We start from the raw sequence: 23,105 nt of genomic DNA, 5'->3' as shown, positions 1-23,105 counted from the left end.
CCGCTATTCAATTTCCTCCCTGCAAACCCTTGTCCATAGCTTTAATAAAAAAGAATTTTGAAATTTAGAAAGAAAGGATTTGAAGCTAAGAAATAGTTGACTAGCGGGAAACACTCACTGGTCTTAATTATAAAAAAATTGACAATGAATAAAAACAATAATGAAAAAGTAAGCAGACAAGGCGCAACAGCTTTTGCACAAACTTATTTTCACGGAACAAAAGCCGATTTAAAAATTGGCGACCTCATTGAAGCAGGTTTCAACTCTAATTACGGACAACGAAAAAATGCTAAATACATTTTTTTGTCAGCAACCTTAGATGCTGCAATTTGGGGAGCTGAACTTGCCTTAGGCAATGTACCAGAAAGAATTTATTTGGTAGAACCTTTAGGACAAATTGAAGACGACCCAGACTTGACAGATAAAAAATTTCCTGGCAATCCGACAAAATCCTATCGCTCGACAGAACCGTTTAGAGTTGTGGGAGAGGTTACCGTTTGGCAAGGACATCCTGCGGAACAAATTAAAACAATGAAGGAACACCTTGAAAAACTTAAAGAACAAGGCATTAATTCCTTAAACGATTAAATTAACAAAGTATAACAACTGATAAAAGCCAGCAGGTAACAATGGTCACCGTTGCACCCCCCTGATTTTATAAAAACAAAATCTCAATAAGCCCTTTTAATGTTATAAGTTTTGAATGAGGATTTCCATAAGGAGTTTTGAGTTTTAATGATTTATTTTGGGGAATGTAAAAAAAACCTGCGGAAGGTTAAGGAGTTTCAATATACATACCCCTGTTACACACCAAAAATTATTAACTTTAATCTCGTAACTGATGGTTGTACGAACCTTATACAGTAATTAAAAAATGAGGGACTTTTTAGAAACATTTGACATACTGACAAAAGATGAAATTGATTCATTTGAAAAAAAGGTTGTTAACAGAACGTTGAAAAAAGGAGATTTTTTCATCAAAAAAGGTCAAATCTGTAAAGAAGTGGGGTTTGTAACTTCCGGCTTATTCAGGTCATTTTATCATTCATCATCGGAAGAAGAGGTAACGTACTGCTTTACCTTTTCCAATTCATTTGTGAGTGCCTATTCTTCATTCCTATCGCAAAATGAAACTGTTGAGAATATTCAAGCTTTAACGGATATTGAGATATTAATAATATCAAGAAATGAGATTTTAGAATTAGAGCAATCAAGCACTAACTGGTTAAGGTTTTTTAAACATATAGCGGAACAGGAATATATCAAAATGGAAAAGAGAATTTTTTTATTACAAAAAGAAACAGCTGAAAAACGTTATCGTGATTTACTTACGAACCATCCAGAATTTTTACAATTAATTCCTCTCAATTTCCTTTCTTCTTATTTGGGCATTACTCAAAGACATTTGAGTCGAATAAGAAGGTTGATTTCGAATTAGACAAATGTCCTTCCAAAGAAGTTTAATTGTATAGTTCTTTGTGAAAAACAGAGAACAAATATGAAACAGGTTTTAATAATTAATGGTCATCCTGATAAAGAAAGTTTTAATCATGCATTATCAGAGGCTTACATAAAGGGAGTCAACAAAACAAATGCAACATTGTCCCAAATTAACATTTCTGAATTGAAGTTTAATCCCAATCTAACATTTGGTTATCGAAAAAGAATGGAATTAGAACCAGATTTGATTGATGCTATTGACAAGATAAAAAAAGCAGACCATATTGTATGGTTATTTCCAATATGGTGGTATGGATATCCTGCACTAATGAAAGGTTTTATCGACAGAACATTTCTTCCCGGAATCACCTACCAACCAGTTGAAGGAAAACCATTACCAGAAAAACTCTTGAAAGGAAAGTCTGCACATTTGATTATTACAGCTGACACGCCAAAATGGTACGATTTTTTAATTATGAAAAGACCGGCTATTAATCAATTAAAAAAAGGAACTTTACAATTTTGCGGAATAAACCCAGTTAAGTTAACTTATATTGCACCTATTAAAAATTCGAGTTCTGATTTCAGGGGAAAGTGGTTGAAAAAGATCTTCTTGTTAGGAGAAAGGCTCGGATAGTTACTGCTTATACTGGATTAAATATCACTATAGGAGATTTGATAAAGTGGTTCCAAGCCATTCAAAAAGAAAAGATCTTAACAGAAAAACAACTCAAAGAAATTTGGACACCTGTAAAGTTAAACAACGGAAAAGATAGCTATTTTAGATTAGGTTGGGAATCATATAAGCTTCAAGATGGTTATAGAACGGCTAGACATGGCGGTGCTGGAATTTCCTCTTTCATGTATTATTGGAATGAACAAACCAATGAAAAGGTTATTGTGATTGTGTTAACCAATGGCTCTTTAAACTGGACAATCAGTTCAAATCAAATGAATGTACAAATTGCAAGTATGATCCTTGATGATGAATAAATAACGTTGTATAACACGGCCATACAGGAAACAAACATTGAAGAAAATTTATGGAAATAAAATTAGAAAAATTCACAAAATCAGACTTTGACAAGTATTTTCAGTTAGTAAGCAATGAAAAGGTAATGGAAATGATTACCGAAAGAGCAATTGGGCTGAAAGAAGCCAAGAAAGATTTTAAAATACTGTTAGAAAACAATAAACTTCAACCAAACTTTGGAAACTTCAAAATCCTCAAAGCAGAAACAAATGAGTTTTTGGGATTAGCAAAATTGGAAATAAAAGAAACCAACGATGAAGAGGCAGAACTTGGATATATGGTTTTGCCTGAATATTGGAGAAAGGGAATTGCAACATTAGTCGGAAAAAAGTTAATCGAAATAGGTAGAAGGCAAAATTCTATAAAACGAATTTTTGCAATAATCGACCCCAAGAACATACCATCAAGGAAAATTTTGACAAATAATGGTTTCAATTCAAAAGAGTTTAAAGACTTTGATGGACTGCCTGGAGAAATCCTTGAACTAAATCTCAATGAAAAAAATAAGTCAGCCAATATCGGTCACCGTTGCACAGCCCATTAATTGTATAAAAACAGGATCTCAACAAGCCCTTTTAAGGGCTTTTACTTTGTGGTATCGTCTAGTTGTAAGCTAACATTGAATGGCTTAAAAAGGTGTGAAATACGTTGTATGATCCCTTTTAAAGAAAAACTCGCATCTTGCATACTTGCCGCTCCACTTTTAGTGTGCTTTTTAAATGATGGAACAACTTTTCCCGATACTGTTTTTACCTTGCATACTACACTATAAGCAGCTAATGAAAGGAGATTATCAGCCCTGTATCAAATTTTGCTAACTTGCGTAACAGGTACAATGGGGATAATTCATTGCTTCTGATTTTCCTTTTTGGAAAATCCTCGCGCTGAACTATTGCCAGTTTTATTTGCTAAATTAGTGACCAAACCAACGCAACAAACCATACACGAACCATTGTAGGTAATTTTTAAACTAGAAATAAAATGAAAATACCGATACCAAAATTTAGAATTTTAAGAATGTTTCTACCACTGGTTTCATTTACTATTCTTTCGTCTTGTAACGAAAAAGAACATAGGATTGCCTATTCATCGAAAGAATCAAATAATAGAGAAATTCTTCTGACCGATACCGAAGGAAAATCTAAAATTAATATTACAAATTATTCAGGTGATCACGGCTACCCTGAATGGTCACCTGACGGAAAACAGATCGCTTTCTATGCAAAATACGATGAAAATAAAACATGGTCCATCCATACTATGAATATTGATGGTACAAATCGGAAACGATTAACTAATGATAAAAATAAATGGGACAGTTCTCCTGCATGGTCTCCAGATGGAACAAAAATAGCTTTCGCAAGAGAATATCAAGATTCAGAAAATGTTTGGCATGAAGAAATCTGGGTTATAAATTCTGATGGTAGTCAATTAACCCAAATAAAAGAACTAAGCGGTGTTTCACCAAGTTTTTTGCAAGATGGACGAATACTTTTTCACTCCAAAAGCCCAAACAGTGAAATTTGCATTGCCAATAGTGACGGTAGTAAAATCATGATGTTAACCAATAATACTGCAGAAGATTGGGAACCTAGGGCTTCTCCCAATGGCAAGCAAATAGTTTTTATTTCGGACAGGGATGGGAATCAAGAAATTTATGTTATGAATATAAATGGTTCTAATCAACAACGGCTGACATTCAACGAGGTTGCCGACTGGAACCCTTGCTGGTCTCCAGATGGCTCCAAAGTCATTTTTGCATCGGAAACAGAAAAGTATTTTGATCTCTATTTGATGAACAAGGATGGCTCATTATTAAAGAAAATTATTGATAATGGGTCTCAACCTTCATGGCTAAAATAGAAGCTACCTACAACATTGTATATAAAATCATAGCTCCCATTCGGTCACAACGCTTCATATACATCAACGTTGGCAACAACTATGCCTCACTGAAACCCAAATAAAATTATGAAACAAACAGAATCAAAAAAACTAAAATCTTACCTTAAAAGCACACTCTTAATTACATTATCTCTATTACTATTCAACTGTAGTAATGACGACGGAAACGAAAACACCCCAAGTCAATCGAAAAGCAAATTATTAGCAATTGACGGAATGGGTAGTGATTTAAAAATCGTTGAAGTAAATCCTGATAGAGGATTATCAATTTCAACATTTTTAGATTTTGAACCAATGCAAGCTAGCGTTGATTTCGATTTTACATATTTTAACACAACTAATCAATTGTTCATCAGAAGAAATGTTTATGAAAATGGGATTGGGCCTCAAATAATAAAAGTCAATATTGATACTAGAGAAGAAATTACCATTAGTTCAGAAAATTATAGTACAATAATTGCTGGAAATGGAAAATTGTTTGGTTTTGAACGCATTGTTGATAATACTGAACTTAAATCAATAAATTTAGTGGAAATTGATCCAGAAAACGCATCAAAAATGTCAACTATAGAAATATTTGAAGCAATAGAAAGTGCTCCAAGTAATGACAAAACAGGTATATCTGGAATATTATATTCATACGACACAAATGAATTATTAATTCCCAGAAGAACTTCTTTTGTTTCTAATGCGATTGACCAATTAATAAAAATTAATGCTAATTCAGGGACTAAAAAAACCGTGAATATTAATCATTATGAATCAATTACTGTTGGTAGGAATGGTCGAATATTTGCAGTTAAGAGAACCTATGACCCAAATCTGGGAGAGTTTACTTTTTATGGAATCGTTGAAGTAAATATAAATAATGGACAAGAAATAGAAATATTAAAAGAGTTTGATAATCTAAACTCTTTTTCTGACTCGGAAATTATTTATTTGAGTGAAACCAATGAAGTTTTAGTGGACATTGGAACTTTATATAAAATAAATGTAAACACGAAAACCGAATCTATTTTGGATAATAGTAGTGGATTTTATAGCTACAGAAGTATTAATATTTACTAAAAATAGCAGTTGCCAACAAAGATGGTAACCGTTGCACACATCCCTAATTTTATAAAAACAAGATCCAAATAAGCCCTTTTAAGGGCTTTTATTTTGTGGTATAATTTAGTTGTAAGCTAACATCGAATGGTTTAAAAAGAAGTAAAATACGTCGTATGATCCCTTTTAAAGAAAAACTCGCATCTTGCATACTTGCCGCTCCACTTTTAGTGTGCTTTTTAAATGATGGAACAACTTCTCCCGATACTGTTTTTTACCTTACATACTACACTATAAGCAGCTAATGAAAGGAGATTATCAGCCCTGTATCAAATTTTGCTAACTTGCGTAACAGGTAGAATGGGGATAATTCAGCGCAGCGACAGTACGAAAACAAAAAGTAAAACATATATTTAAGCTGATTTCTCTGCTGAATAGTCCTGCGGACGATTCCACGCCGAAATCATAGCCAAACCGTTGTGAGCCATTATGGAATACAAACCCGAACAAAACAAAATGAGAATATCAATCAAATTAATTTTATTTGCAAGCTTTATTGTTTTTATAAATGCTTGTAATGAAAAAGAAAACAAATTCACAATTTTAGGACAAGTAAGTGGATTTCCGGATGGAACTAAATTTTATTTAAGAAACTTGGCTACTGATGCCGTTTTTGATAGCACAATAGTAGAAAATGGCAGTTTTAAATTTGAAGGTTATCTATCTAGTCCACCTGAACAGATTTGGTTAAATACTACCGTTGACAAAAAATTCGTATATACAAATCTTCTGATTGGAAATGACAACATTACAGTTAAAGGAGATATATCTGACTTTCCTTGGAACGTAAAAATTAAAGGTTCAAAAACTCAAGAGGATTTTAACTACTCTCAAAGTCTTACAAAAGAAAACAACATAAAAAGAGATTCTTTGGTAAAATCATTTATGAAACTTCCACAAGATAAGCAACAAGAAATAGGAGCAGAAATTTGGAGGGAAATTGGAAAAATAGATAGTATTACACAGGTTTCACGAATTAACTATATAAAATCACATCCTGACACTTATACAAGTGTAATAGAACTTGGCTATTTAAAAAATCAATTACCAAAAGACACAATACGGAAAATATTTGAAAATTATACAACTCAAATAAAAGAAAGCAAATATGCCAAAGTCGTTGAAGTATTTCTTAGAGAGAATATTGCTAAAATTGGAGATAAATTTCACGATTTTGAAGGAATAAATCAAAAGGGCGAACAGGTTAAGTTTTCAAATATTAGAGGTGAATACACCCTTCTTGACTTTACGGCTGCCTATTGTGGCCCTTGTATTCAAGCAGCAGATGAATTAATTGAAATCAACAGTAAGTATTCTGACTTTTTAAAAATAGTCAGTTTCACCCAAGACCCTAAAAAAGATGTTTGGCTAAAATCCTTAGAGAGAGACAAAGTAACTTGGAATAGTATTTGGGACGGGAAAGGCAGATATAGTGAAACGTCCATAAAATATGGAATTCAAGGGATTCCAACTTTTGTGCTAATTAACCCTGAAGGAATTATAATTGACAAGTGGAGTGGTTATGGAAAGGGTAGTATTATAGGCCGATTAGAAAAATACTTATCAAAAAAATAACAGCTCACAACACCGATAACCGTTGCACAGCCCATTAATTGTATAAATACAAGATCCAAATAAGCCCTTTTAAGGGCTTTTATTTTGTGGTATAATTTAGTTGTAAGCTAACATCGAATGGTTTAAAAAGAAGTAAAATACGTTGTATGATCCCTTTTAAAGAAAAACTCGCATCTTGCATACTTGCCGCTCCACTTTTAGTGTGCTTTTTAAATGATGGAACAACTTCTCCCGATACTGTTTTTTACCTTACATACTACACTATAAGCAGCTAATGAAAGGAGATTATCTGCCCTGTATCAAATTTTGCTAACTTGTGCAACAGGCACAATGGGGATAGTACATAAGGGTTTCTATGGTTTGTGAGTGGTATCATTCGCGTCAACTCTGGGTGATATCTCGACAGATTTGAAGTCCGAACCCCTTATAACTCTATACATTTAACATTGGCAACAAGCTGAAAATCGAACTGAAGAAATCAAACATTTAGCAAATGACAAAAATTATTTCAAGTCCAAATTGTGGGAACTCGCCGAAAATGGAATTTCTAAAAGACTTCAATATTGCTTTTGCAAAAGGAGACATGAAGTTTATTACTGAAAACGTAACGGATGAAATTGTTTGGAATATAATTGGAGACAAAAAAATAGAGGGAAAAGAAAAATTTACCGGGGAATTAGAACAAATGAAATCTGAAAAAGCGGCCGAGTTAACAATTAGCCAAGTTTTATCACACGGAAAAGAAGGAGCCGCTAACGGAATTATGACAATGCAAAACGGGAAGAAATATGCTTTTTCGGACTTTTACAGATTTAAAGGAGCAAAAGGCGTAAAAATAAATTCAATAACATCATACGTGATTGAAATCCAGATTGAACAATGACTAAAATTGACCCGATATTAGCCGTGAAGGATGTTAATGAGAGTGCAAAATGGTATCAAAAAGTATTTGACTGTAAGAGAACGCACGAAGGAAATGAATTTGCTGTACTCGAAGATGAAAATGGAGAAATTTTAATTTGCCTTCATAAATGGGGAGAACACGAACATCCAACGATGACAAACCCGAACATTACACCAGGAAACGGACTTATTATTTACTACAAAACGGACAAGTTGGACATTATCCGGGCGAATATTGAAAAAATAGACTATCCGATAGAAGAAGAAATACACATCAACCCAAATTCGACGAAAAAGGAATTTTCATTACGAGACCCGGACGGATATTATTTGACTATAACCGAATATCATAAATATGAGGGATAAAAAGTCAGTTGCCAACAAAAATGATAGTTGTTGCACAACCCACCGATAATACAAAAAAGCCTGTAATGAATCTATCTTATTGTTTTTCTTACTTGGTTGGGGTATTTTCGGAGAGCTATTAATATTACAGGCATAGTTAACATAAAACATATACCCTTGTTGGGGCTATTATCTCAAATTGAATGAACAAAACATTAGCATTATCAATTACAATTTTACTCTTCGTAATTCAGAAAATACCTGCTCAAAATTACTTGGATTATTACAAAACAATCAACAAAGCTGAGATCGCAAATCTCGACGAGAATTTTAAAAAATCAGATTCGCTTTATCAAATCGCATTTCGACTTGTTGAGAAGCCATTTAAAGATGATTATTTGTCAGCTTCTATAAACTCGGAAAAGTTAAATAACAATCAGCAATCTTATGAATACTTGAAAAACGGAATTTTAGCTGGTCTGACTAAAAAGATGATTAAGAAAAGTCTTTCTACATTCAAAAAGTCTAAAAAATGGAAAGAGTTAAAAAAAGAATATGAATCGATAAGAGAACAATATCTGAATTCACTCGATCTAAGGCTAAGAGAAGAACTTATTAAAATGGTAGCAAAAGACCAGGCCGTAAGACACCCTGTTTTTGGGAGTACTAAAAAAATGAAGAAGGCAGATAATGAAAATTACAAACATCTTTTAAAAATCATAGAACAAAATAATGGCGAATGGCCAGGTAGATTTACCATTGGAGATGGAAATGAAAACGGAAAATACGCATTTGGTGAGATCACTATTATGTTACATCATTTTTCAGAAGAAGAAGTTAACAACTTAAAGCCTATTTTAATTTCTGCAATTCTAAAAGGAGATTTGTCGCCATACAATGTAGCGTATCCCTTAGATTATATAAATCCCCAGAAAATAGGAGAACGGAAAAGAAGAAATTCAATCATTATTTATAATTGTTATGTATTAGGGTCCTACCGTAAATCAAGTAACAAAGAAATCACAATTTGTGATTGTGAAAAAGCAGAGACTGAAAGAGAAAAAATGGGACTTGAACCTTTAGACGATTATTTTAGAAAAATTAATTCGAGTTACGAATGTTACGAACAAGATAAAAATTAAACACCTTTTAAGTCCGTTTATTGTTTTTCTTACTTGGTTGGGGTATTTTCGGAGAGCTATTAATATTACAGGCATAGTTAACATAAAACATATGCCCTTGTTGGGGCTATTATCTCAAATTGAATGAACAAAACATACTTAATTATTGTATTATCCGTATTCATAGTTTTTTATAGTTATGGACAAGAAAAAGAATTTGAACGAGAATTAAACAAATTCCGTTATAATCTGAATTATGAATTAGAAAAATATGACGATGAGAAAATTTATAAATTAAATTTCAGTAAAAATGACAGTCTCATAGTACTTATTGACCATTTCATATCTGAAAATAAAGGCAAAATTAAAACACACCGGGAGCATATATTAGAAAGCTATGAAGATAATCCTGACTTTAAATTCGATATTACAGCATATGAGAAAGTCGACTTTAGCGAAATAAACAATAACCTGGATGATTTTAACTTAGATGCAAACGTACCTTTGTCTAAACTGTTATGGATTGACCCCATAACGGAAGTATCAACATTTAAAACCATATATTATTCACGGAATAGAGGAGCCGTTAAACTGGCAGTTTTCAATACCAAGGCAAACATTACATCTTCATTGATTAAAACTCGTCAACTAAACAACCATCAATGGGAAATTATAGACAACTCATACGACATTGTCGGTAGGTTTATTTATGACTTGAACAAGGGAAAGGTTACAAACGTTGAAATCTTTGAACGAAAAACAAAAACACCTCGCTAACAACAGTATTCATTACACAAGTCATTATATAAAACACACTATAACCAAGGCATTTAATCGTTTTTCCTTATTTATTCAGGGCAATACCGGAGAGGTATCAATATAGCGGACATCATGGCTACTATTGAACATTTACCGTTGCTACAATAATTAATTGTAACATCCGAAAATAAATATCGTCTTTATAAAGAACACTAAATAAATCTTAAATGAACAAAGTCATTATTAGCCTGGTTATTATAACATTCTCTTTATTATCGTGTCGATCAGAAAAGAAAAAAGAAACGATCAATACTACAAATACAGAAACCATAACACTACAAAATCAAGTCGAAAACAACATTTACCGCATCGATGAAAACGGCAAAAGCGATTCTCTGTCAATTACTATTGAATCGCGAATGAAAGAGCTGAATATCCCGGGGGTCAGCATCGCTGTTTTTGACAACAATAAAATTCTCTGGGCAAAAGGATATGGAATAAAAAACAAAGTAACGGGTGAAAGAGTACATGAAAATACGATCTTCCAGGCTGCATCGATTTCTAAACCCGTTGCCAGTGTAACGGCATTTAAATTAATTGAAGAAGAAAAAATTTTACTGGATGAAGATGTTAATATAAAACTGAAAAAATGGCAAGTTCCTGAAAACAAATTCACTAAGAAAGAAAAAGTGACTCCAAGAAGAATTATGAGCCATACTTCCGGATTGAGCACATCTGGTTTTCAAGGATACAATAAAAAAAACCGTATTCCATCTTTAGTGCAGGTGTTGCAAGGAAGCAATATAACGAACTCAGAACCTGTCAGGGTGGTCCGGGAACCAGGCGAATCGGAATCTTATTCGGGTGGAGGAATGCAGGTATTACAACTGCTAATAGAGGATGTCAGCGGACAAGAATTTTCTCAATTAACAAAAGACCTGATTTTTGAACCGACCGGAATGAAAAGTAGTTCTTTTGATGATCCGCTACCTGAAAAACTAAACAACCTAACCACAAATGGTTATAACCCCGATGGAATTGTTATAGACGGAGGTTATTATTTATATCCTGAAAAAGCCGCAGCCGGATTATGGAGCACCCCATCAGATTTAGCACAGTTTATGATAGCTCTGGGCAAGTCTTACAGGGGTGAAGACGGCGGAATATTAAAACAGGAGTCTGCTCAATTAATGATGAAAAGGGTTCCTGGTGCCGGAGGAACAGGAATTGGAATAGATGGAGACGGGGATGCTTTTCGTTTCAGGCATACTGGCGGGAATGTTGGATTCAGATGCTATGCCGTTTCTTTTGCCAATAGGGGACGTGGAGTTGTAATTATGACTAATTCTGATAATGGCTTCCCGTTAATTCACGAAATTGTCAGGGCTGTTTCTAAAGAATACCATTGGCCGGCTATGTGGATGCGTGAATAACACAACTAAAAATAACCGATGCCAATTTACCGACGCCTTCGGCAGCCAGAGACCACGGTATTTGAACCCACCCGCTACCGCCTGTGATAAACCGAAAATTTTCGCTAACTTACATATTACCGGTGCTTACCGGCAAGCTAAAAACCGTAACAATCATTGAATTACCCAATCTTTAGAATAGAATTTACATTTTGAAATAATGCGCACAACAATTTTAGTAATCTTAATATTCTTTCAAATAAGTTCGATAGATGGGCAAACATCGCTAAAAAAAATCAACTTGGCTGTCGGAGACTATAAAGTAGGATTCAGACACTATACGACTATCGATAGTACCAGAACCTATCAAATTAGAAATGAGTTTAATAATCAATTTATCTACAGGCCAATACCTGTTAGCATTTGGTATCCTGCCTCCATAAAAAACACTGACAGCAAGCAATTCACTGTTCTAGAATATTTAGAGGTTTTAAAAGAAGAGGAAGAATGGAAAAACATCCCAAATGAATTTTTATTGGATTGGTTCCCTTATTTATGGAATACACCCGAAAACAAAGGCCATCTTTCTGAAAAAGCAGTTGCTTTTTCTGATGCTTCTTTTTTAGAGGGGAAATTTCCCGTAGTTGTTTATGCACCTAGTTACCAGGCGTCGTCAATTGAAAATTTTGCTTTATTCGAATATTTAGCCAGCAATGGTTTTGTGGTTATATCAAGTCCGTCAAGAGGCACACATACAAGATGGCTGGAAGGCGGTACTGCAAAAGATATGGAAACACAATCCAGGGATGTGGAGTTCCTTTTAAAAGAAATTCATAGATACAAAAATATAGATTTGGGTAACGTTGCATTGATGGGATTTAGTTTCGGTGGATTGTCTAATGTCATTACCGTAATGAAAAATCCGAAAATTAAAGCTTTGGTAAGTTTAGATGGTACTGAAAGATACAGGTATGATGTAATGGAAAAATCGGCCTATTTTGATTTAAACAAGCTGCATATCCCATATGCTCATTTTGCCCAAAAGAACATCCCGGAGATTGTTTTAAAGGAAGATAAGATTCCGGCAGAATTAAATTTTAAATTCCAGCTTTTCGATTCCTTAAAATATAGTAATGTTTATAGTTATAAATTCCACGACCTTACACATTCTTATTTTAGTTCTTTTGGTGTTTTATTTGGTAACCGGGATAAAAGACAAGACAAGAGTGACCATCAAATAATGGATTCTTACAAACAGCTGTCTGAACATACCTTATATTTTTTAAATGCTACCCTGAAAAATAAAGAGAGGGCAAAGGAATTTATTGAAAACAGTCCTGATAAAAATGGTTTTCCTAAAAGTAGGATTTCAAAAAAAATGAAGAAATCTCTTGTAACAGCGTTTAATTATAAGGACTTCAATGATCTGGCATTGCACCAAGGTTATAAAGAATTAATCCCGCTGTATAAAGAAACATTGGCAATGCATCCAAACCTGAAACTAGAAGAAGGCATGTTAAATTCTCTTGGGTTGAGATTGTCGTTTGATCCTGAAAGAAGCGAACAAGGCATAAACGTGTTTTTATTAGCTGTTCACATTTATCCGAAATCGGCAAATTTATATGACAGCCTGGCTGAAGCCTATTTGATCCAAAAGGATTTTGGAAATGCAATCACTAACTTTAAAAAGTCGTTGGAATTGAATCCTGAAAACCAAAATGCGATCAACCGATTAAAACAATTGAAAAATAAAGCCCGTCATTAACAAAGGTGGTAATCGTTGCGCAAGCCGTTAATTAAAGAATATGACACCTCTAAACTTTTCTATTGTTTTCTTATTTGTTTAAGGTATTTTAGAAACATTATTGGAAATAAACACCATGTAGTATTTATAGAGTCGTTAACCGCCGTACCAGAATCAGAATAACAATTTAAAGCAAAGATGAAAACTATGATTGGTCTTGAATTAACAATAGATTACCAAACAATATCAACCTCTTTAGAGAACGGTAGCCTGCAAATACTTATAAATAAAATATCAGGAAAAAAACATCAAATATGGCAGAATTAATTTTTACAGGATATGACAGAGACAACAATAACCTACTAACATGGTTTTCAAAAAAAGAATTAAATATAGGAGATGAGTTTAGTATAAAAGTTGTTGATGTCTTAAACAATTCAAAACCTGAGAACATAAAACCGATGATGGTGAATGAAAATATAATTGAACAAAAACTGAAAAGCTATAAAACCCTAAAAAAAGAATTAGAAGCACTCCGTCTGATTTAAGACGTGCCAAGTGCTGTCGGGTACAATCGCTAAAAGTCACAGCAAACGACCATGGAGCAAGCTCACGAGGCATTAAAAGGAAAAACTTAAAAAACATTTCGGTGCAAGCCCTGTGAAATTCCTTTAGGAACATTTCATAAGAACAAGCATCGGAGCATTAAACCCCGATTATCGGGTAAAATATTTTGAACTTATACTCTGAACATCAATTAAAGCATAAATCCCGATTTGTAAATAAAATATGGGCATTAGATAATAGCCTGGAAAAAACTCAAATCCATAACCTGAACATTTTACCTAACGGTTGTTTCAATTTTGCTCTGCTTGTTGGCAATGGGGCCCGGGTATATCTAAAAAATGAAAAATATCGGTTTAATCAGGGAATCTATCTCTGTTCTCAACTTACAGAATATATAACCCTGACTCTTTTAGAAAATTCCAAACTGGTTCTGGTACAACTAAACCCCTGGTATTTTTCTTATCACCCTCAAAGTGATTTTAAAAATTTTGTCGATACCATTTCAGAAAGTGTCCCCAATAACAAATTATTCGGTAAAGACATCAGTCTCAATGCTTCATCTGTTTTAGAAGATGTTATTGAAACAACAGAAAACTATTTTCTCAACTTTGAAAAACATAACAGCGAGCAAAATGCGATTGAAGTGATATGCAGAAAGATCATAGCTGATAATGGAAACTGCAAAATCGCTGCCATACTAAAAAACAGTGGCTATTCAGACCGGTGGATTCAATCCAGTTTTAAAAAAGCAACAGGATTGACACCTAAACAATTTTCAAAAATAATTCAGTTCAGAAACTCTGTTGATGAAATAGCTTTTAACGAACAAAAAGACTCGCTGACTTCGGTTGGTTATAAGTCCGGATACAACGACCAATCACATTTTATTAATAATTTTTATCAGTTTTCTAAAATAACTCCGGGTAAATTCGACCCGGATAATTATGTCTTGTCATTTAAGGAGTAGTTCGTTTTTTTACAATTTCTGTCTTTTTTATAGTCTTAGTTTTGTCAAAAAAAGCTGTTAAATGGGCATATCTATATAAGTTTCGATTTCTTTTCATGTATTTACCACGGTCCTGAAAACTGTAACAATACGCAAAATTGTCGTCTTATCATTAAAATAATCATCAATCAAAAATTAAAATGAAATACTTTAAACTTCTGACACTACTTGCATTTATCGGTATAAATTTAAATGCGCAGAACAAAACACAATTAGAAAAAAACGATCCGGAAAATGACACTTATGTCATAAAGAAGGTGAATATAATTCCGATGACCAAGGATAATAAAGTCATTGAAAATGCTACAATTGTAATTAAAGACAAGATCATACAGTCTATTAATGGTCCTATTCCAGCAAATGCAAAAACCATAAACGGAAAAGGAAAATGGCTCATTCCCGGGCTTATTGATATGCACGTCCATAACCTGGTGGACGGGCCGTATATATCGTATCCTACAAAAGGTCCCGCAATGCATTTTGATACACAAAATTTTATGACGCTGTATGTAGCAAACGGGGTTACTACTGTATTTGAATTAAGTGCAAGAGCAGAACATATCGGGCAGCGAAACGAAATAATAAGAGGTAATGTTATAGGGCCAAGAATCGCTTTGGCAGCATTAATAGACGGAGGCAATGCTAATATGACTGCAACAACACCATCTGATGGAAGACAGACTGTCAGGCTTGCAAAAGGTGAGGGTTATGAATTTGTAAAAGTATATTCACAACTTGAAAAGGAGACCTTTAAAGCAATTGTAGATGAAGCTGAAAAGCAAAATATGAAAGTCGTCGGACATATCCCAAATGCATTTGAAGGGCATACGGAAGAAGCTTTTGTGCCTCATTTTGATTTGGTTGCCCATGCAGAAGAATTCTCTAAGCAAACAGATGAGTATACGGATAAAGAAGCTGAAAGGTTTGCTAAAATGAGTAAAAAGAACGGCACCTGGTTAATTCCGAACTTATCCAATCTTGTGTACATAGCCAAACAGGCCCGCTCACTAGATAGCGTTCGGAACCTTGAAAGCTTTAAATATGTACATCCCTTAATGCAAAGCAAATGGATTGTCTCTAATCAATATAATAAGGGTACCAGTGCTAAACGTATTGCTTATTTCGATAAACTCGTTGAGTTCCATGTTAAGATCGTTAAGGCTTTTAAAAAGGAAGGGGTTCCTATGGTAGCCGGAACAGATGCAGGAACTTCCGGGATTGTCTGGGGGTTTTCACTTCATAACGAACTTGAATTGTTAGCAGATGCCGGCTTAACAAATGAAGAAGCACTGGCTTCTGCAACCCGGTTAGGCGCTGAATGGCTCGGAATTGACGACAAAATAGGAACTATTGAAACAGGTAAGTTTGCAGATTTAATTTTATTAGATCAGAACCCTTTGGATAACATCAGCAATACACAGGAAATTTCAGGTGTTTTTGTGAATGGTAAATGGGTGGACAGAAACAAAATTGATGCTATGCTTTCTCGTGTCGGGAAATGGAATAATGCCCATAAGGAAACGTATCACTGGAAAGAATTCCTGAATAGCTTAAAAAATTAATAGAACATGAGTTTACCATGCCAAGGCATTGATCTAATACAGTATCATACAAGTATGCTTCGGGCACATTCGGGAAGTTATTGAACCAAATACCTTTAAAATAAGGGATCTACGTTGGTTTATCCGATAGCCGAAAAGCCAGACCTGCCATAAAAGCATTAATAAACGATTGTCATCAATCGAGAATAAACCGAACTCACGTTAACATAAAACCATCTCTAAGATGGCAAGCCTTGCGCAAGTCATTGATTAAACATTAGGGGCTTCCTGCCGATCTGTACATCAGGCACAACGAATTACAATTTATAGTGCGTTGACGCAACCAATGGGCAACATCGGCATCTTCTAAAAAACAGAAGCATGAAATTTTTTTCAACGTTCTTTCTGATCGGACTGTTATGCCTGAGTTGTTCAAATAATGATGCGATTGACTGTACCCTTTTTGACCCTGCATTTCCTGAATTGTACATTCGTATCGCAGATGCTACAGGCAACAACCTAATTGAAAACGGGACTGTTGACCCTGAGCGTATAACTGTGGAGGGAGATTTTCCGGGTGCAGGTTTTCGGTTTATTCCTGCTGATGAAAATGCGGAACCGGATTCGGAGGCCAGAGCACTCGATAACACTCTCTCGTTATTTATACCAAGAGAATCTAAATTTCGCTACACCATCCATTTGGACGACCTAGATCCTATTGATGTAGATTTTACTGCAGCACTAACAAAAATCCCCTGTGATTTAACTTATTTTAAACCTATAGGAGCCGACTCGAACAATAAGACACTTGAGTTTAAGGAAATTTCTTCGCTCCAATACCTGGTTATTATAGAACTATAAAATTATTACCATATTTTAAAACCAAACATTGAAATCCTGCTTTATGATAAAAACAGCCAAAACACTCATTTCTGCAACAGTAATTATCTTATTTGTATCGTGTTCTGAAAGCAATAACACGGTAATTGACGACATCCCTGATTCGATAACCGTAGAAGAACAGCTTACGAACAGATGGATGCCGGTAAGAACGGTATTAAACGATATGGTGTTATATGAGAGAAGTACATCTAATGGTATGGAGAATGACACCCATAACGAACGAATACTCTATAAGGATGACCAAACGGTTCGTATATCTGCAAATGATGGCAGCATTCATCTATTCACCTGGGAGTTGAGCTCTTTAAAAGATTCTGTTATAATAGCAAAAGGCATGGCTAACGAACGTCGTTATTTTATAGATCGTATTTCCGGGGATAGTTTGTCTTATTCGATAGAACCTGCTTCAGGCCATAAAGTAACATACAGTTTCGTTAAAGAACATGACGAAGCAACAAACCGGAGCGACCTGATCTCCAAAGACTGGAAATATGATCTGGTGTGGGCACGATTATATAGTATGGATGGATTTAAATATATTAGAAATGGTTCAATTCCTAATGCGTTGTATGAAAACGCAAAAGTAAGTTTTAACAACGATGGCACATTTCGTATATCTTCAGGAAATACTATACACGAACAGGGTTTATGGCATCTTGACTTAGACGATATGCTACTGGTGATTGAAGGAAACTACAAAAGAGAGGCTACTTTACTGGAGCTCAACGAAAACAAAATGATTTTCTTATTTAAAAATCCGCAGGATAATGACATCAAATACCAAATAGATTTTTCAAGATATTAAGGTATAATGTCCTCTTCCTGTGTATGGTTCGTCGCGTTTCCCTGAAATCCTGAAAATTATATTCGAGGAAGAAAAATATTACACTCACAAGCTGGACACAAAATGGATCTAAAAGAACATTATAAGAAATTATATAACGAATCCATTGATATGATCTCTTCCGACAAATACGAGATCGATCATTTAATAGACCTGAAATCTGACCAAAGATTCGGAATAACGCTTCTCATCAGGCCTCCGGATATAATAAAAGACAATATTCAAAAATTACTGAACGAATTAAAAAGAGTTGAACCCAATCAATATTATTATCCAGGTTCTGATATTCATATCACAGTCATGTCTATAATATCATGCTATGAAGGTTTTCACATTAAAACCATCGAACTTCCAAAATACATTGAACTAATACAAGGGTGCTTACCAGCTCATCAAAACCTTAAAATCCGGTTTAAAGGCTTAACAGCATCCAGTTCTTGTATTATGTTACAAGGATTTATGAGTAATGACTTGCTGAACGAAATCAGGAACAAACTGAGATCTGCATTTAAAAACGCTCCTCTCGAACAGAGTTTAGATAAAAGGTACCCCATTCAAACGGCTCATTCGACAATTGTACGATTCAGAAAACATTTTGAACAAAAAGACAGCTTCTTAAAAATAATTGATCAATACTCAAACCACGATTTTGGCTCTTTCGAAGTAAAAAAGCTGGAGTTTGTTTCTAACGATTGGTACCAAAGAAAAGAACGTGTGAAGAAGCTGTACGAATTTGAAATATAAAGAACACGCCCTGATGATCACAAAAAGACAAGATTGGGCAATAAGTTTACCACACTGACTACAGACAGGCATCTCATCAAGACAATCCACAAGTTACTACACATTTTCCACTGCGGTACATAAACGTAAATAACATTCTTGGAGCATACTCCCGTAAACAGCCATAGATATCCCGGGCTTTTTCCCGGAATGATGATAGGGCACTTCTCAGTCTCATATTGTTCCAACATCTGATAATTTGCCCCACAAGTGTACTCACTGCTCCTTTTATCAGGCAACCTAAAAAAGGATCTGTGGGAATTGAGCCTATCATTGTCTCTGCTATCCCAGCCTCTAAAGGCTCACCTGCCTCGTCTGAAAAACTATCGAAAATATGCTTCTCCTCATCATCTAAATCGATCCCATTGCCCTCGAAATCCCCGGGTTCCTCCAGATAAGTATCCAGAGATAGGGTTGCCAGCACTTTTTGAGGGTCTTTGTTCGATATCACAATTTGATTTCTTTCGAATTGCACATCAATTTCAAGGATAACTTTTTCGAAATTACCATCCGGTAAGGTTCGCCTCTCTGCTTCAATCTCAAATTTTGCAGAATTATCCATTATAGCGTTATCGTCGAACCCTATTTCGATTCTGTACTCTTCGTGACCTTTCCGAATTATACGCTTAAAAAAACTATCCATATTGAACTTAATTTATCAGACTCGTAAAATGCAAGCTATCTACTATAATGTAAGTTTATGGTTTATCAGGGTTTAACACATTAAAGTTAGTGTAATTACCCGAATATTCAAACATATATGATAAGTCCCCCCGGAACTTTTTATTCGGTATTGGCATTTGGTTACATTCAAAGCCCAAAGAATGTATTATGCATGGTAAATCATAATTTTTGCATTTACCACAATGGCCTCCTGTTCCTGAAAAACATCCACACTTCATTTTGCATCGCGATAATAACGGTATTTCCCCTTACCCCCTCATTTTACGTCATTACCTTATTAATATTACAATGCTTTTTACTTCATCATACTATAGTCTCCACCTTATTATTTAACAATAATTTACGTATTCTTTAAAACATCTTTTTCTTATTTATATTTAAACATAAGCTTACTTGTAATGGGTTTCATATTTTATACCGTCTCTTACACAACTTCCAAATACAATCTATATAACTAAAATACAACATGATACAAAACACAACTGATACACTTTATTGAATACGACCATTGAGCAGCCCTACATTGTTTTTTACCTCCATTATTAAACCATCTCCTATTTTTTTAACATTTTTTACGTATCTTAACATAAACTAAAACTTTAACCAACATGAAGAAAATCTTAGCATTATTATTATTTCTGCTATTTCTTGTACTGGCCTGGTTCAGCTGGCGGTGGTATAAGGATACGGTAGTATGTTGTGACGAGGACATTGCTCCGGCTGCCGTCCAGTATGGCCCTTTAATTTTCGATTGTGAGACAGGTGATGTCATTACCAACGATCTTTGGCCGGAAAAGAAACAGGAAATATTAAATGAACGGACGGACAACAAAAGTCTCCTTCTGGCAGGCCCTTATTTCGGCTCGGAAACAGCGGAAGATGGAGTTAACAGGGCCGAAAAAGTTAAATTGCTTTTTACCGAGATGCCTGCTGAGGATATCTACACCTCCGCAAGATATGGCGGTGATTGCGAAGCTACCAAAGAAACCATGCTACATGAATTAAAGTACAAATGGGTAACAAGGAATGATGATGTCATAGAACATCTCGACAAGACCCTGGTGTTCTATGAATATGATTCAGATAAAGAGATCACCAATGAAAATGTCCTTCGCTTTTTTGACGAGTTATCTGCATTTTTGAAATCAACAGGAGACAAGATAATGATCACCGGGCATACCAGCAATGAAGGTGAAGACGCATATAATGAGGAGCTTGGGATGAAGAGGGCTATCGAGTTTAAAAATCATCTGATCAATCTGGGCGTAGACGAGAGCCAGATAAGCGTTCAATCAAAAGGTGAGGCTATGCCTATTGAATCGAATGATACAGAAGAAGGCAGAAGGAAGAATCGACGCGTCGAAATACATATTACCGAATAAACATTAAAAACGAAAAACTTGTCATTATGAAATTATTACAAATAAATACTACTGCCTGTGATGGTTCAGATGTATTCTGGCCATGGTTTTTATGGCTTCTGGCGGCCTTTATCCTTGGATTGATACTGGGATGGTTGTTAAAACAACTTTTTGGAGGCGCAGCAGTTGCTGCTGTAAATACATCTAAACAAGACCTGACAAAAATAGAAGGGATTGGACCGAAGATCGAAGGTCTTTTAAATAAAAAGGGAATTCATAGTTATCAACAACTCGCCAATACCTCCCATAGCTTTCTGGAGAAAATGATTGTTGATGCAGGACCGGCCTTTACAACCCATAGAAGGATGACCAACACATGGCCGGCGCAGGCAAAACTGGCAGAAATGAATGAATGGGACGAACTCAAAAAGTGGCAGGATGTTCTAAAAGCCGGTATGTAATATCCATAAATACTTTTTTTGATTATAAAGAGGGTGTCTAAAAAGTCAAGACACCCTCTTTTTATTCGGGTAGGTATCGGGGAACTATTCTCAAATACGCAAATTATAGAGGGGTTGAAATACTTTTTAGACACCCTCTTTATTTTTGTCGCGTAATTTAATTCTTCGTCTACTGCGAAGCGTTAAAAGGATCCCCTGAAAAGCATTTCGCCACAAGTTCCGTGAAATGCTTTCAGAAATATTTCACAGGGACAAGTGTCGGAGCATTAAATCCCGATGTCGAGTAAAAAACATGTACTGAAATAACGGTTATCACCTTCTCATTTATCGAAACGGACATTTCCTCAGACCATTGTCTGCATACTTCCCGGCTCTTTATCTGAATTCAATACAAATTCATTATCTTTCAGGTACGGCAGAAAGAATCCACCGGAAGACTCCGTTATATAACCATTAGTTGCAAACAGAAAATGAAAACTATTTTTAGCCTTAGCATTCTATTGACCCTATTGATTTCTTGTCAGGACAAATCCAAAAACGAAGGATATATCATACAGGGAACCACCAAGCACATACCCGACAGTACCAGAGTATTATTATATCTCTATCCCAAAACAGATGAGATAGCAGATTCCGCTATAGTGGTCAATGACAAATTCAGTTTTGAAGGAAAGGTCAAGCGTCCTACCTTGGCCCACCTCAGGATAATAAGCAGCAGGGACAATAAAACATTTTGGCTTGAGAATAAAAAAATCAGGTTTGAGGGGGAAAAAGGAAAGTTTTCAAACGCACAAATAACTGGCTCTGACACACAGAAAGAGGCCGAATTACTTTTAAAAAGAAAAGATTCCGTTTTTAAAGAAATGGAAAGACTTGAGGCAATGGTAACTGACGGTAACAGAGATTCTCTTTTTAAAATTTACGAACAAATACAGCATGAAGAGATCAAGATCAATCTACAGTTCATCAATGATCATCCTGACTCCTACGAAAGTCTTTTTCGCCTGAATGTTTCCAAAGAAAGATTGGGTGCAGCAGAAACCGATAAGGCTTTTACCCTATTAAATCCGGAATTACAGACCACAGAAGAAGGGAAAACAATAGAAGCGTTTATTATCAGCAATAAAAACCTGAAAATCGGAGACCAATTTATTGATATTGAACAACCTGACATCAATGGACATAGGGTAAAACTTTCAGAAATAAAAGGAAAATACACCTTAATAGAATTTTGGGCTTCCTGGTGCGGACCTTGCAGAAGCTTTAACCCCGAACTGACAGCACAATATGAATTACATAAAGACAAGGGCTTTGAAATTCTCGGCGTATCATTAGATACCGATAAAGAAAAATGGGGAGAAGCAATAAAAAAAGATGGTCTGAGCTGGGTAAATGTCAGCGATCTGAAGGGTTTCAATAATGAGGCTGCAATGATTTATGGGGTTCGGGATATTCCCGACAATTTTCTGATTGATGAGCATGGAGTTATTATCGCCAGGTTTATACGTGGTGAAGAACTAAAAGACAAACTCCGTGAATTGTTTCATGACAATACCGGTTCATAACAATGAAATCCCCTTATTTCTATAAAATGGTCATGCCCAACCGTAT

At 35.0% G+C, this 23,105-nt stretch carries 24 protein-coding genes; 23 read left to right on the top strand and 1 reads right to left on the bottom strand.

All coding sequences use genetic code 11. From position 1 onward, the window contains the following. Positions 1-144: 144 nt before the first annotated feature. The 20 genes from arr (at position 145) to MQE36_RS08260 (ending at position 18,949) form a co-directional block, all read left to right on the top strand. Positions 145-588 (top strand): NAD(+)--rifampin ADP-ribosyltransferase, encoded by a 444-nt coding sequence (arr, locus tag MQE36_RS08355; RefSeq protein WP_242938704.1) that lies wholly within the window; start codon positions 145-147, stop codon positions 586-588. Positions 589-874: 286 nt separating this feature from the next. Continuing rightward, a complete protein-coding gene (locus MQE36_RS08350) occupies positions 875-1,438 on the top strand; it encodes a Crp/Fnr family transcriptional regulator (protein WP_242938703.1) in 564 nt (187 codons plus the stop codon). A 60-nt stretch (positions 1,439-1,498) separates the two neighbouring features. After that, positions 1,499-2,077, top strand: a complete 579-nt coding sequence (locus MQE36_RS08345; protein ID WP_242938702.1) for an NAD(P)H-dependent oxidoreductase — start codon at positions 1,499-1,501, stop codon at positions 2,075-2,077. Then, positions 2,035-2,433, top strand: a complete 399-nt coding sequence (locus MQE36_RS08340) for a serine hydrolase (protein WP_242938701.1) — start codon at positions 2,035-2,037, stop codon at positions 2,431-2,433. Before MQE36_RS08345 ends, MQE36_RS08340 begins: the two co-directional genes overlap by 43 nt. Positions 2,434-2,483: 50 nt before the next feature. Further along, a complete protein-coding gene (locus MQE36_RS08335) occupies positions 2,484-3,017 on the top strand; it encodes a GNAT family N-acetyltransferase (protein ID WP_242938700.1) in 534 nt (177 codons plus the stop codon). A 437-nt stretch (positions 3,018-3,454) separates the two neighbouring features. Further along, entirely contained in the window at positions 3,455-4,336 is an 882-nt protein-coding gene (locus tag MQE36_RS08330) for a DUF5050 domain-containing protein (protein ID WP_242938699.1), read from the top strand. A 108-nt stretch (positions 4,337-4,444) separates the two neighbouring features. Further along, complete coding sequence (locus MQE36_RS08325) at positions 4,445-5,446, top strand: putative HNHc nuclease (RefSeq protein WP_242938698.1); 1,002 nt, start codon at positions 4,445-4,447, stop codon at positions 5,444-5,446. Positions 5,447-5,914: 468 nt separating this feature from the next. Continuing rightward, complete coding sequence (locus tag MQE36_RS08320; protein ID WP_242938697.1) at positions 5,915-7,060, top strand: TlpA disulfide reductase family protein; 1,146 nt, start codon at positions 5,915-5,917, stop codon at positions 7,058-7,060. Positions 7,061-7,553: 493 nt separating this feature from the next. Next, positions 7,554-7,943 (top strand): nuclear transport factor 2 family protein, encoded by a 390-nt coding sequence (locus MQE36_RS08315; RefSeq protein WP_242938696.1) that lies wholly within the window; start codon positions 7,554-7,556, stop codon positions 7,941-7,943. Continuing rightward, positions 7,940-8,329, top strand: a complete 390-nt coding sequence (locus MQE36_RS08310; RefSeq protein WP_242938695.1) for a VOC family protein — start codon at positions 7,940-7,942, stop codon at positions 8,327-8,329. Before MQE36_RS08315 ends, MQE36_RS08310 begins: the two co-directional genes overlap by 4 nt. A gap of 182 nt (positions 8,330-8,511) precedes the next feature. Next, a complete protein-coding gene (locus MQE36_RS08305) occupies positions 8,512-9,450 on the top strand; it encodes a hypothetical protein (RefSeq protein ID WP_242938694.1) in 939 nt (312 codons plus the stop codon). Positions 9,451-9,573: 123 nt separating this feature from the next. Further along, positions 9,574-10,206 (top strand): hypothetical protein, encoded by a 633-nt coding sequence (locus MQE36_RS08300; RefSeq protein WP_242938693.1) that lies wholly within the window; start codon positions 9,574-9,576, stop codon positions 10,204-10,206. A gap of 209 nt (positions 10,207-10,415) precedes the next feature. After that, positions 10,416-11,621: a serine hydrolase domain-containing protein gene (locus tag MQE36_RS08295; RefSeq protein WP_242938692.1), complete on the top strand. Its 1,206-nt coding sequence runs from the start codon at positions 10,416-10,418 to the stop codon at positions 11,619-11,621. A 199-nt stretch (positions 11,622-11,820) separates the two neighbouring features. Further along, positions 11,821-13,365, top strand: coding sequence for an alpha/beta hydrolase (locus MQE36_RS08290; protein ID WP_242938691.1), 1,545 nt, complete (start codon positions 11,821-11,823; stop codon positions 13,363-13,365). Between the two features lie 293 nt (positions 13,366-13,658). Then, on the top strand, positions 13,659-13,892 hold the full coding sequence (locus MQE36_RS08285) for a hypothetical protein (RefSeq protein WP_242938690.1): 234 nt from the start codon (positions 13,659-13,661) through the stop codon (positions 13,890-13,892). Between the two features lie 185 nt (positions 13,893-14,077). Then, positions 14,078-14,878: a helix-turn-helix domain-containing protein gene (locus tag MQE36_RS08280; protein WP_242938689.1), complete on the top strand. Its 801-nt coding sequence runs from the start codon at positions 14,078-14,080 to the stop codon at positions 14,876-14,878. A 179-nt stretch (positions 14,879-15,057) separates the two neighbouring features. Next, positions 15,058-16,479 (top strand): amidohydrolase family protein, encoded by a 1,422-nt coding sequence (locus tag MQE36_RS08275; protein ID WP_242938688.1) that lies wholly within the window; start codon positions 15,058-15,060, stop codon positions 16,477-16,479. A 360-nt stretch (positions 16,480-16,839) separates the two neighbouring features. Beyond that, entirely contained in the window at positions 16,840-17,319 is a 480-nt protein-coding gene (locus MQE36_RS08270) for a hypothetical protein (RefSeq protein WP_242938687.1), read from the top strand. Positions 17,320-17,362: 43 nt separating this feature from the next. Continuing rightward, positions 17,363-18,166, top strand: coding sequence for a hypothetical protein (locus tag MQE36_RS08265; RefSeq protein WP_242938686.1), 804 nt, complete (start codon positions 17,363-17,365; stop codon positions 18,164-18,166). A 102-nt stretch (positions 18,167-18,268) separates the two neighbouring features. Then, positions 18,269-18,949, top strand: coding sequence for a 2'-5' RNA ligase family protein (locus tag MQE36_RS08260; RefSeq protein ID WP_242938685.1), 681 nt, complete (start codon positions 18,269-18,271; stop codon positions 18,947-18,949). Positions 18,950-19,025: 76 nt separating this feature from the next. Here the strand turns inward: MQE36_RS08260 and MQE36_RS08255 are convergent, their stop codons facing one another. Then, positions 19,026-19,631, bottom strand: a complete 606-nt coding sequence (locus MQE36_RS08255) for a hypothetical protein (RefSeq protein WP_242938684.1) — start codon at positions 19,629-19,631, stop codon at positions 19,026-19,028. Between the two features lie 649 nt (positions 19,632-20,280). Between MQE36_RS08255 and MQE36_RS08250 the strand changes: the two genes are divergently transcribed. The 3 genes from MQE36_RS08250 to MQE36_RS08240 all read left to right on the top strand — a co-directional run bounded on the left by MQE36_RS08250 (position 20,281) and on the right by MQE36_RS08240 (position 23,059). Further along, on the top strand, positions 20,281-21,054 hold the full coding sequence (locus MQE36_RS08250; RefSeq protein ID WP_242938683.1) for an OmpA family protein: 774 nt from the start codon (positions 20,281-20,283) through the stop codon (positions 21,052-21,054). A 26-nt stretch (positions 21,055-21,080) separates the two neighbouring features. Then, positions 21,081-21,494 (top strand): hypothetical protein, encoded by a 414-nt coding sequence (locus MQE36_RS08245; RefSeq protein ID WP_242938682.1) that lies wholly within the window; start codon positions 21,081-21,083, stop codon positions 21,492-21,494. Positions 21,495-21,964: 470 nt separating this feature from the next. Next, positions 21,965-23,059: a TlpA disulfide reductase family protein gene (locus tag MQE36_RS08240; RefSeq protein WP_242938681.1), complete on the top strand. Its 1,095-nt coding sequence runs from the start codon at positions 21,965-21,967 to the stop codon at positions 23,057-23,059. The last annotated feature ends 46 nt before the right edge of the window (positions 23,060-23,105 follow it).

The organism is Zhouia spongiae, from assembly GCF_022760175.1.
Classification (GTDB): Bacteria; Bacteroidota; Bacteroidia; order Flavobacteriales; family Flavobacteriaceae; genus Zhouia; species Zhouia spongiae.
The sequence above is the reverse complement of the archived record's forward strand: the minus strand, read 5'-3'. Positions and strand labels throughout refer to the sequence as shown.

Coding starts and splice junctions, on each gene's coding strand:
- MQE36_RS08345 (WP_242938702.1), top strand. CDS start 1,499: ATGAAACAGGTTTTAATAATTAATGGTCATCCTGATAAAGAAAGTTTT.
- MQE36_RS08275 (WP_242938688.1), top strand. CDS start 15,058: ATGAAATACTTTAAACTTCTGACACTACTTGCATTTATCGGTATAAAT.
- MQE36_RS08285 (WP_242938690.1), top strand. CDS start 13,659: ATGGCAGAATTAATTTTTACAGGATATGACAGAGACAACAATAACCTA.
- MQE36_RS08330 (WP_242938699.1), top strand. CDS start 3,455: ATGAAAATACCGATACCAAAATTTAGAATTTTAAGAATGTTTCTACCA.
- MQE36_RS08260 (WP_242938685.1), top strand. CDS start 18,269: ATGGATCTAAAAGAACATTATAAGAAATTATATAACGAATCCATTGAT.
- MQE36_RS08245 (WP_242938682.1), top strand. CDS start 21,081: ATGAAATTATTACAAATAAATACTACTGCCTGTGATGGTTCAGATGTA.
- MQE36_RS08350 (WP_242938703.1), top strand. CDS start 875: ATGAGGGACTTTTTAGAAACATTTGACATACTGACAAAAGATGAAATT.
- MQE36_RS08270 (WP_242938687.1), top strand. CDS start 16,840: ATGAAATTTTTTTCAACGTTCTTTCTGATCGGACTGTTATGCCTGAGT.
- MQE36_RS08255 (WP_242938684.1), bottom strand. CDS start 19,631: ATGGATAGTTTTTTTAAGCGTATAATTCGGAAAGGTCACGAAGAGTAC.
- arr (WP_242938704.1), top strand. CDS start 145: ATGAATAAAAACAATAATGAAAAAGTAAGCAGACAAGGCGCAACAGCT.
- MQE36_RS08325 (WP_242938698.1), top strand. CDS start 4,445: ATGAAACAAACAGAATCAAAAAAACTAAAATCTTACCTTAAAAGCACA.
- MQE36_RS08250 (WP_242938683.1), top strand. CDS start 20,281: ATGAAGAAAATCTTAGCATTATTATTATTTCTGCTATTTCTTGTACTG.
- MQE36_RS08305 (WP_242938694.1), top strand. CDS start 8,512: ATGAACAAAACATTAGCATTATCAATTACAATTTTACTCTTCGTAATT.
- MQE36_RS08300 (WP_242938693.1), top strand. CDS start 9,574: ATGAACAAAACATACTTAATTATTGTATTATCCGTATTCATAGTTTTT.
- MQE36_RS08295 (WP_242938692.1), top strand. CDS start 10,416: ATGAACAAAGTCATTATTAGCCTGGTTATTATAACATTCTCTTTATTA.
- MQE36_RS08290 (WP_242938691.1), top strand. CDS start 11,821: ATGCGCACAACAATTTTAGTAATCTTAATATTCTTTCAAATAAGTTCG.
- MQE36_RS08310 (WP_242938695.1), top strand. CDS start 7,940: ATGACTAAAATTGACCCGATATTAGCCGTGAAGGATGTTAATGAGAGT.
- MQE36_RS08320 (WP_242938697.1), top strand. CDS start 5,915: ATGGAATACAAACCCGAACAAAACAAAATGAGAATATCAATCAAATTA.
- MQE36_RS08315 (WP_242938696.1), top strand. CDS start 7,554: ATGACAAAAATTATTTCAAGTCCAAATTGTGGGAACTCGCCGAAAATG.
- MQE36_RS08335 (WP_242938700.1), top strand. CDS start 2,484: ATGGAAATAAAATTAGAAAAATTCACAAAATCAGACTTTGACAAGTAT.
- MQE36_RS08240 (WP_242938681.1), top strand. CDS start 21,965: ATGAAAACTATTTTTAGCCTTAGCATTCTATTGACCCTATTGATTTCT.
- MQE36_RS08265 (WP_242938686.1), top strand. CDS start 17,363: ATGATAAAAACAGCCAAAACACTCATTTCTGCAACAGTAATTATCTTA.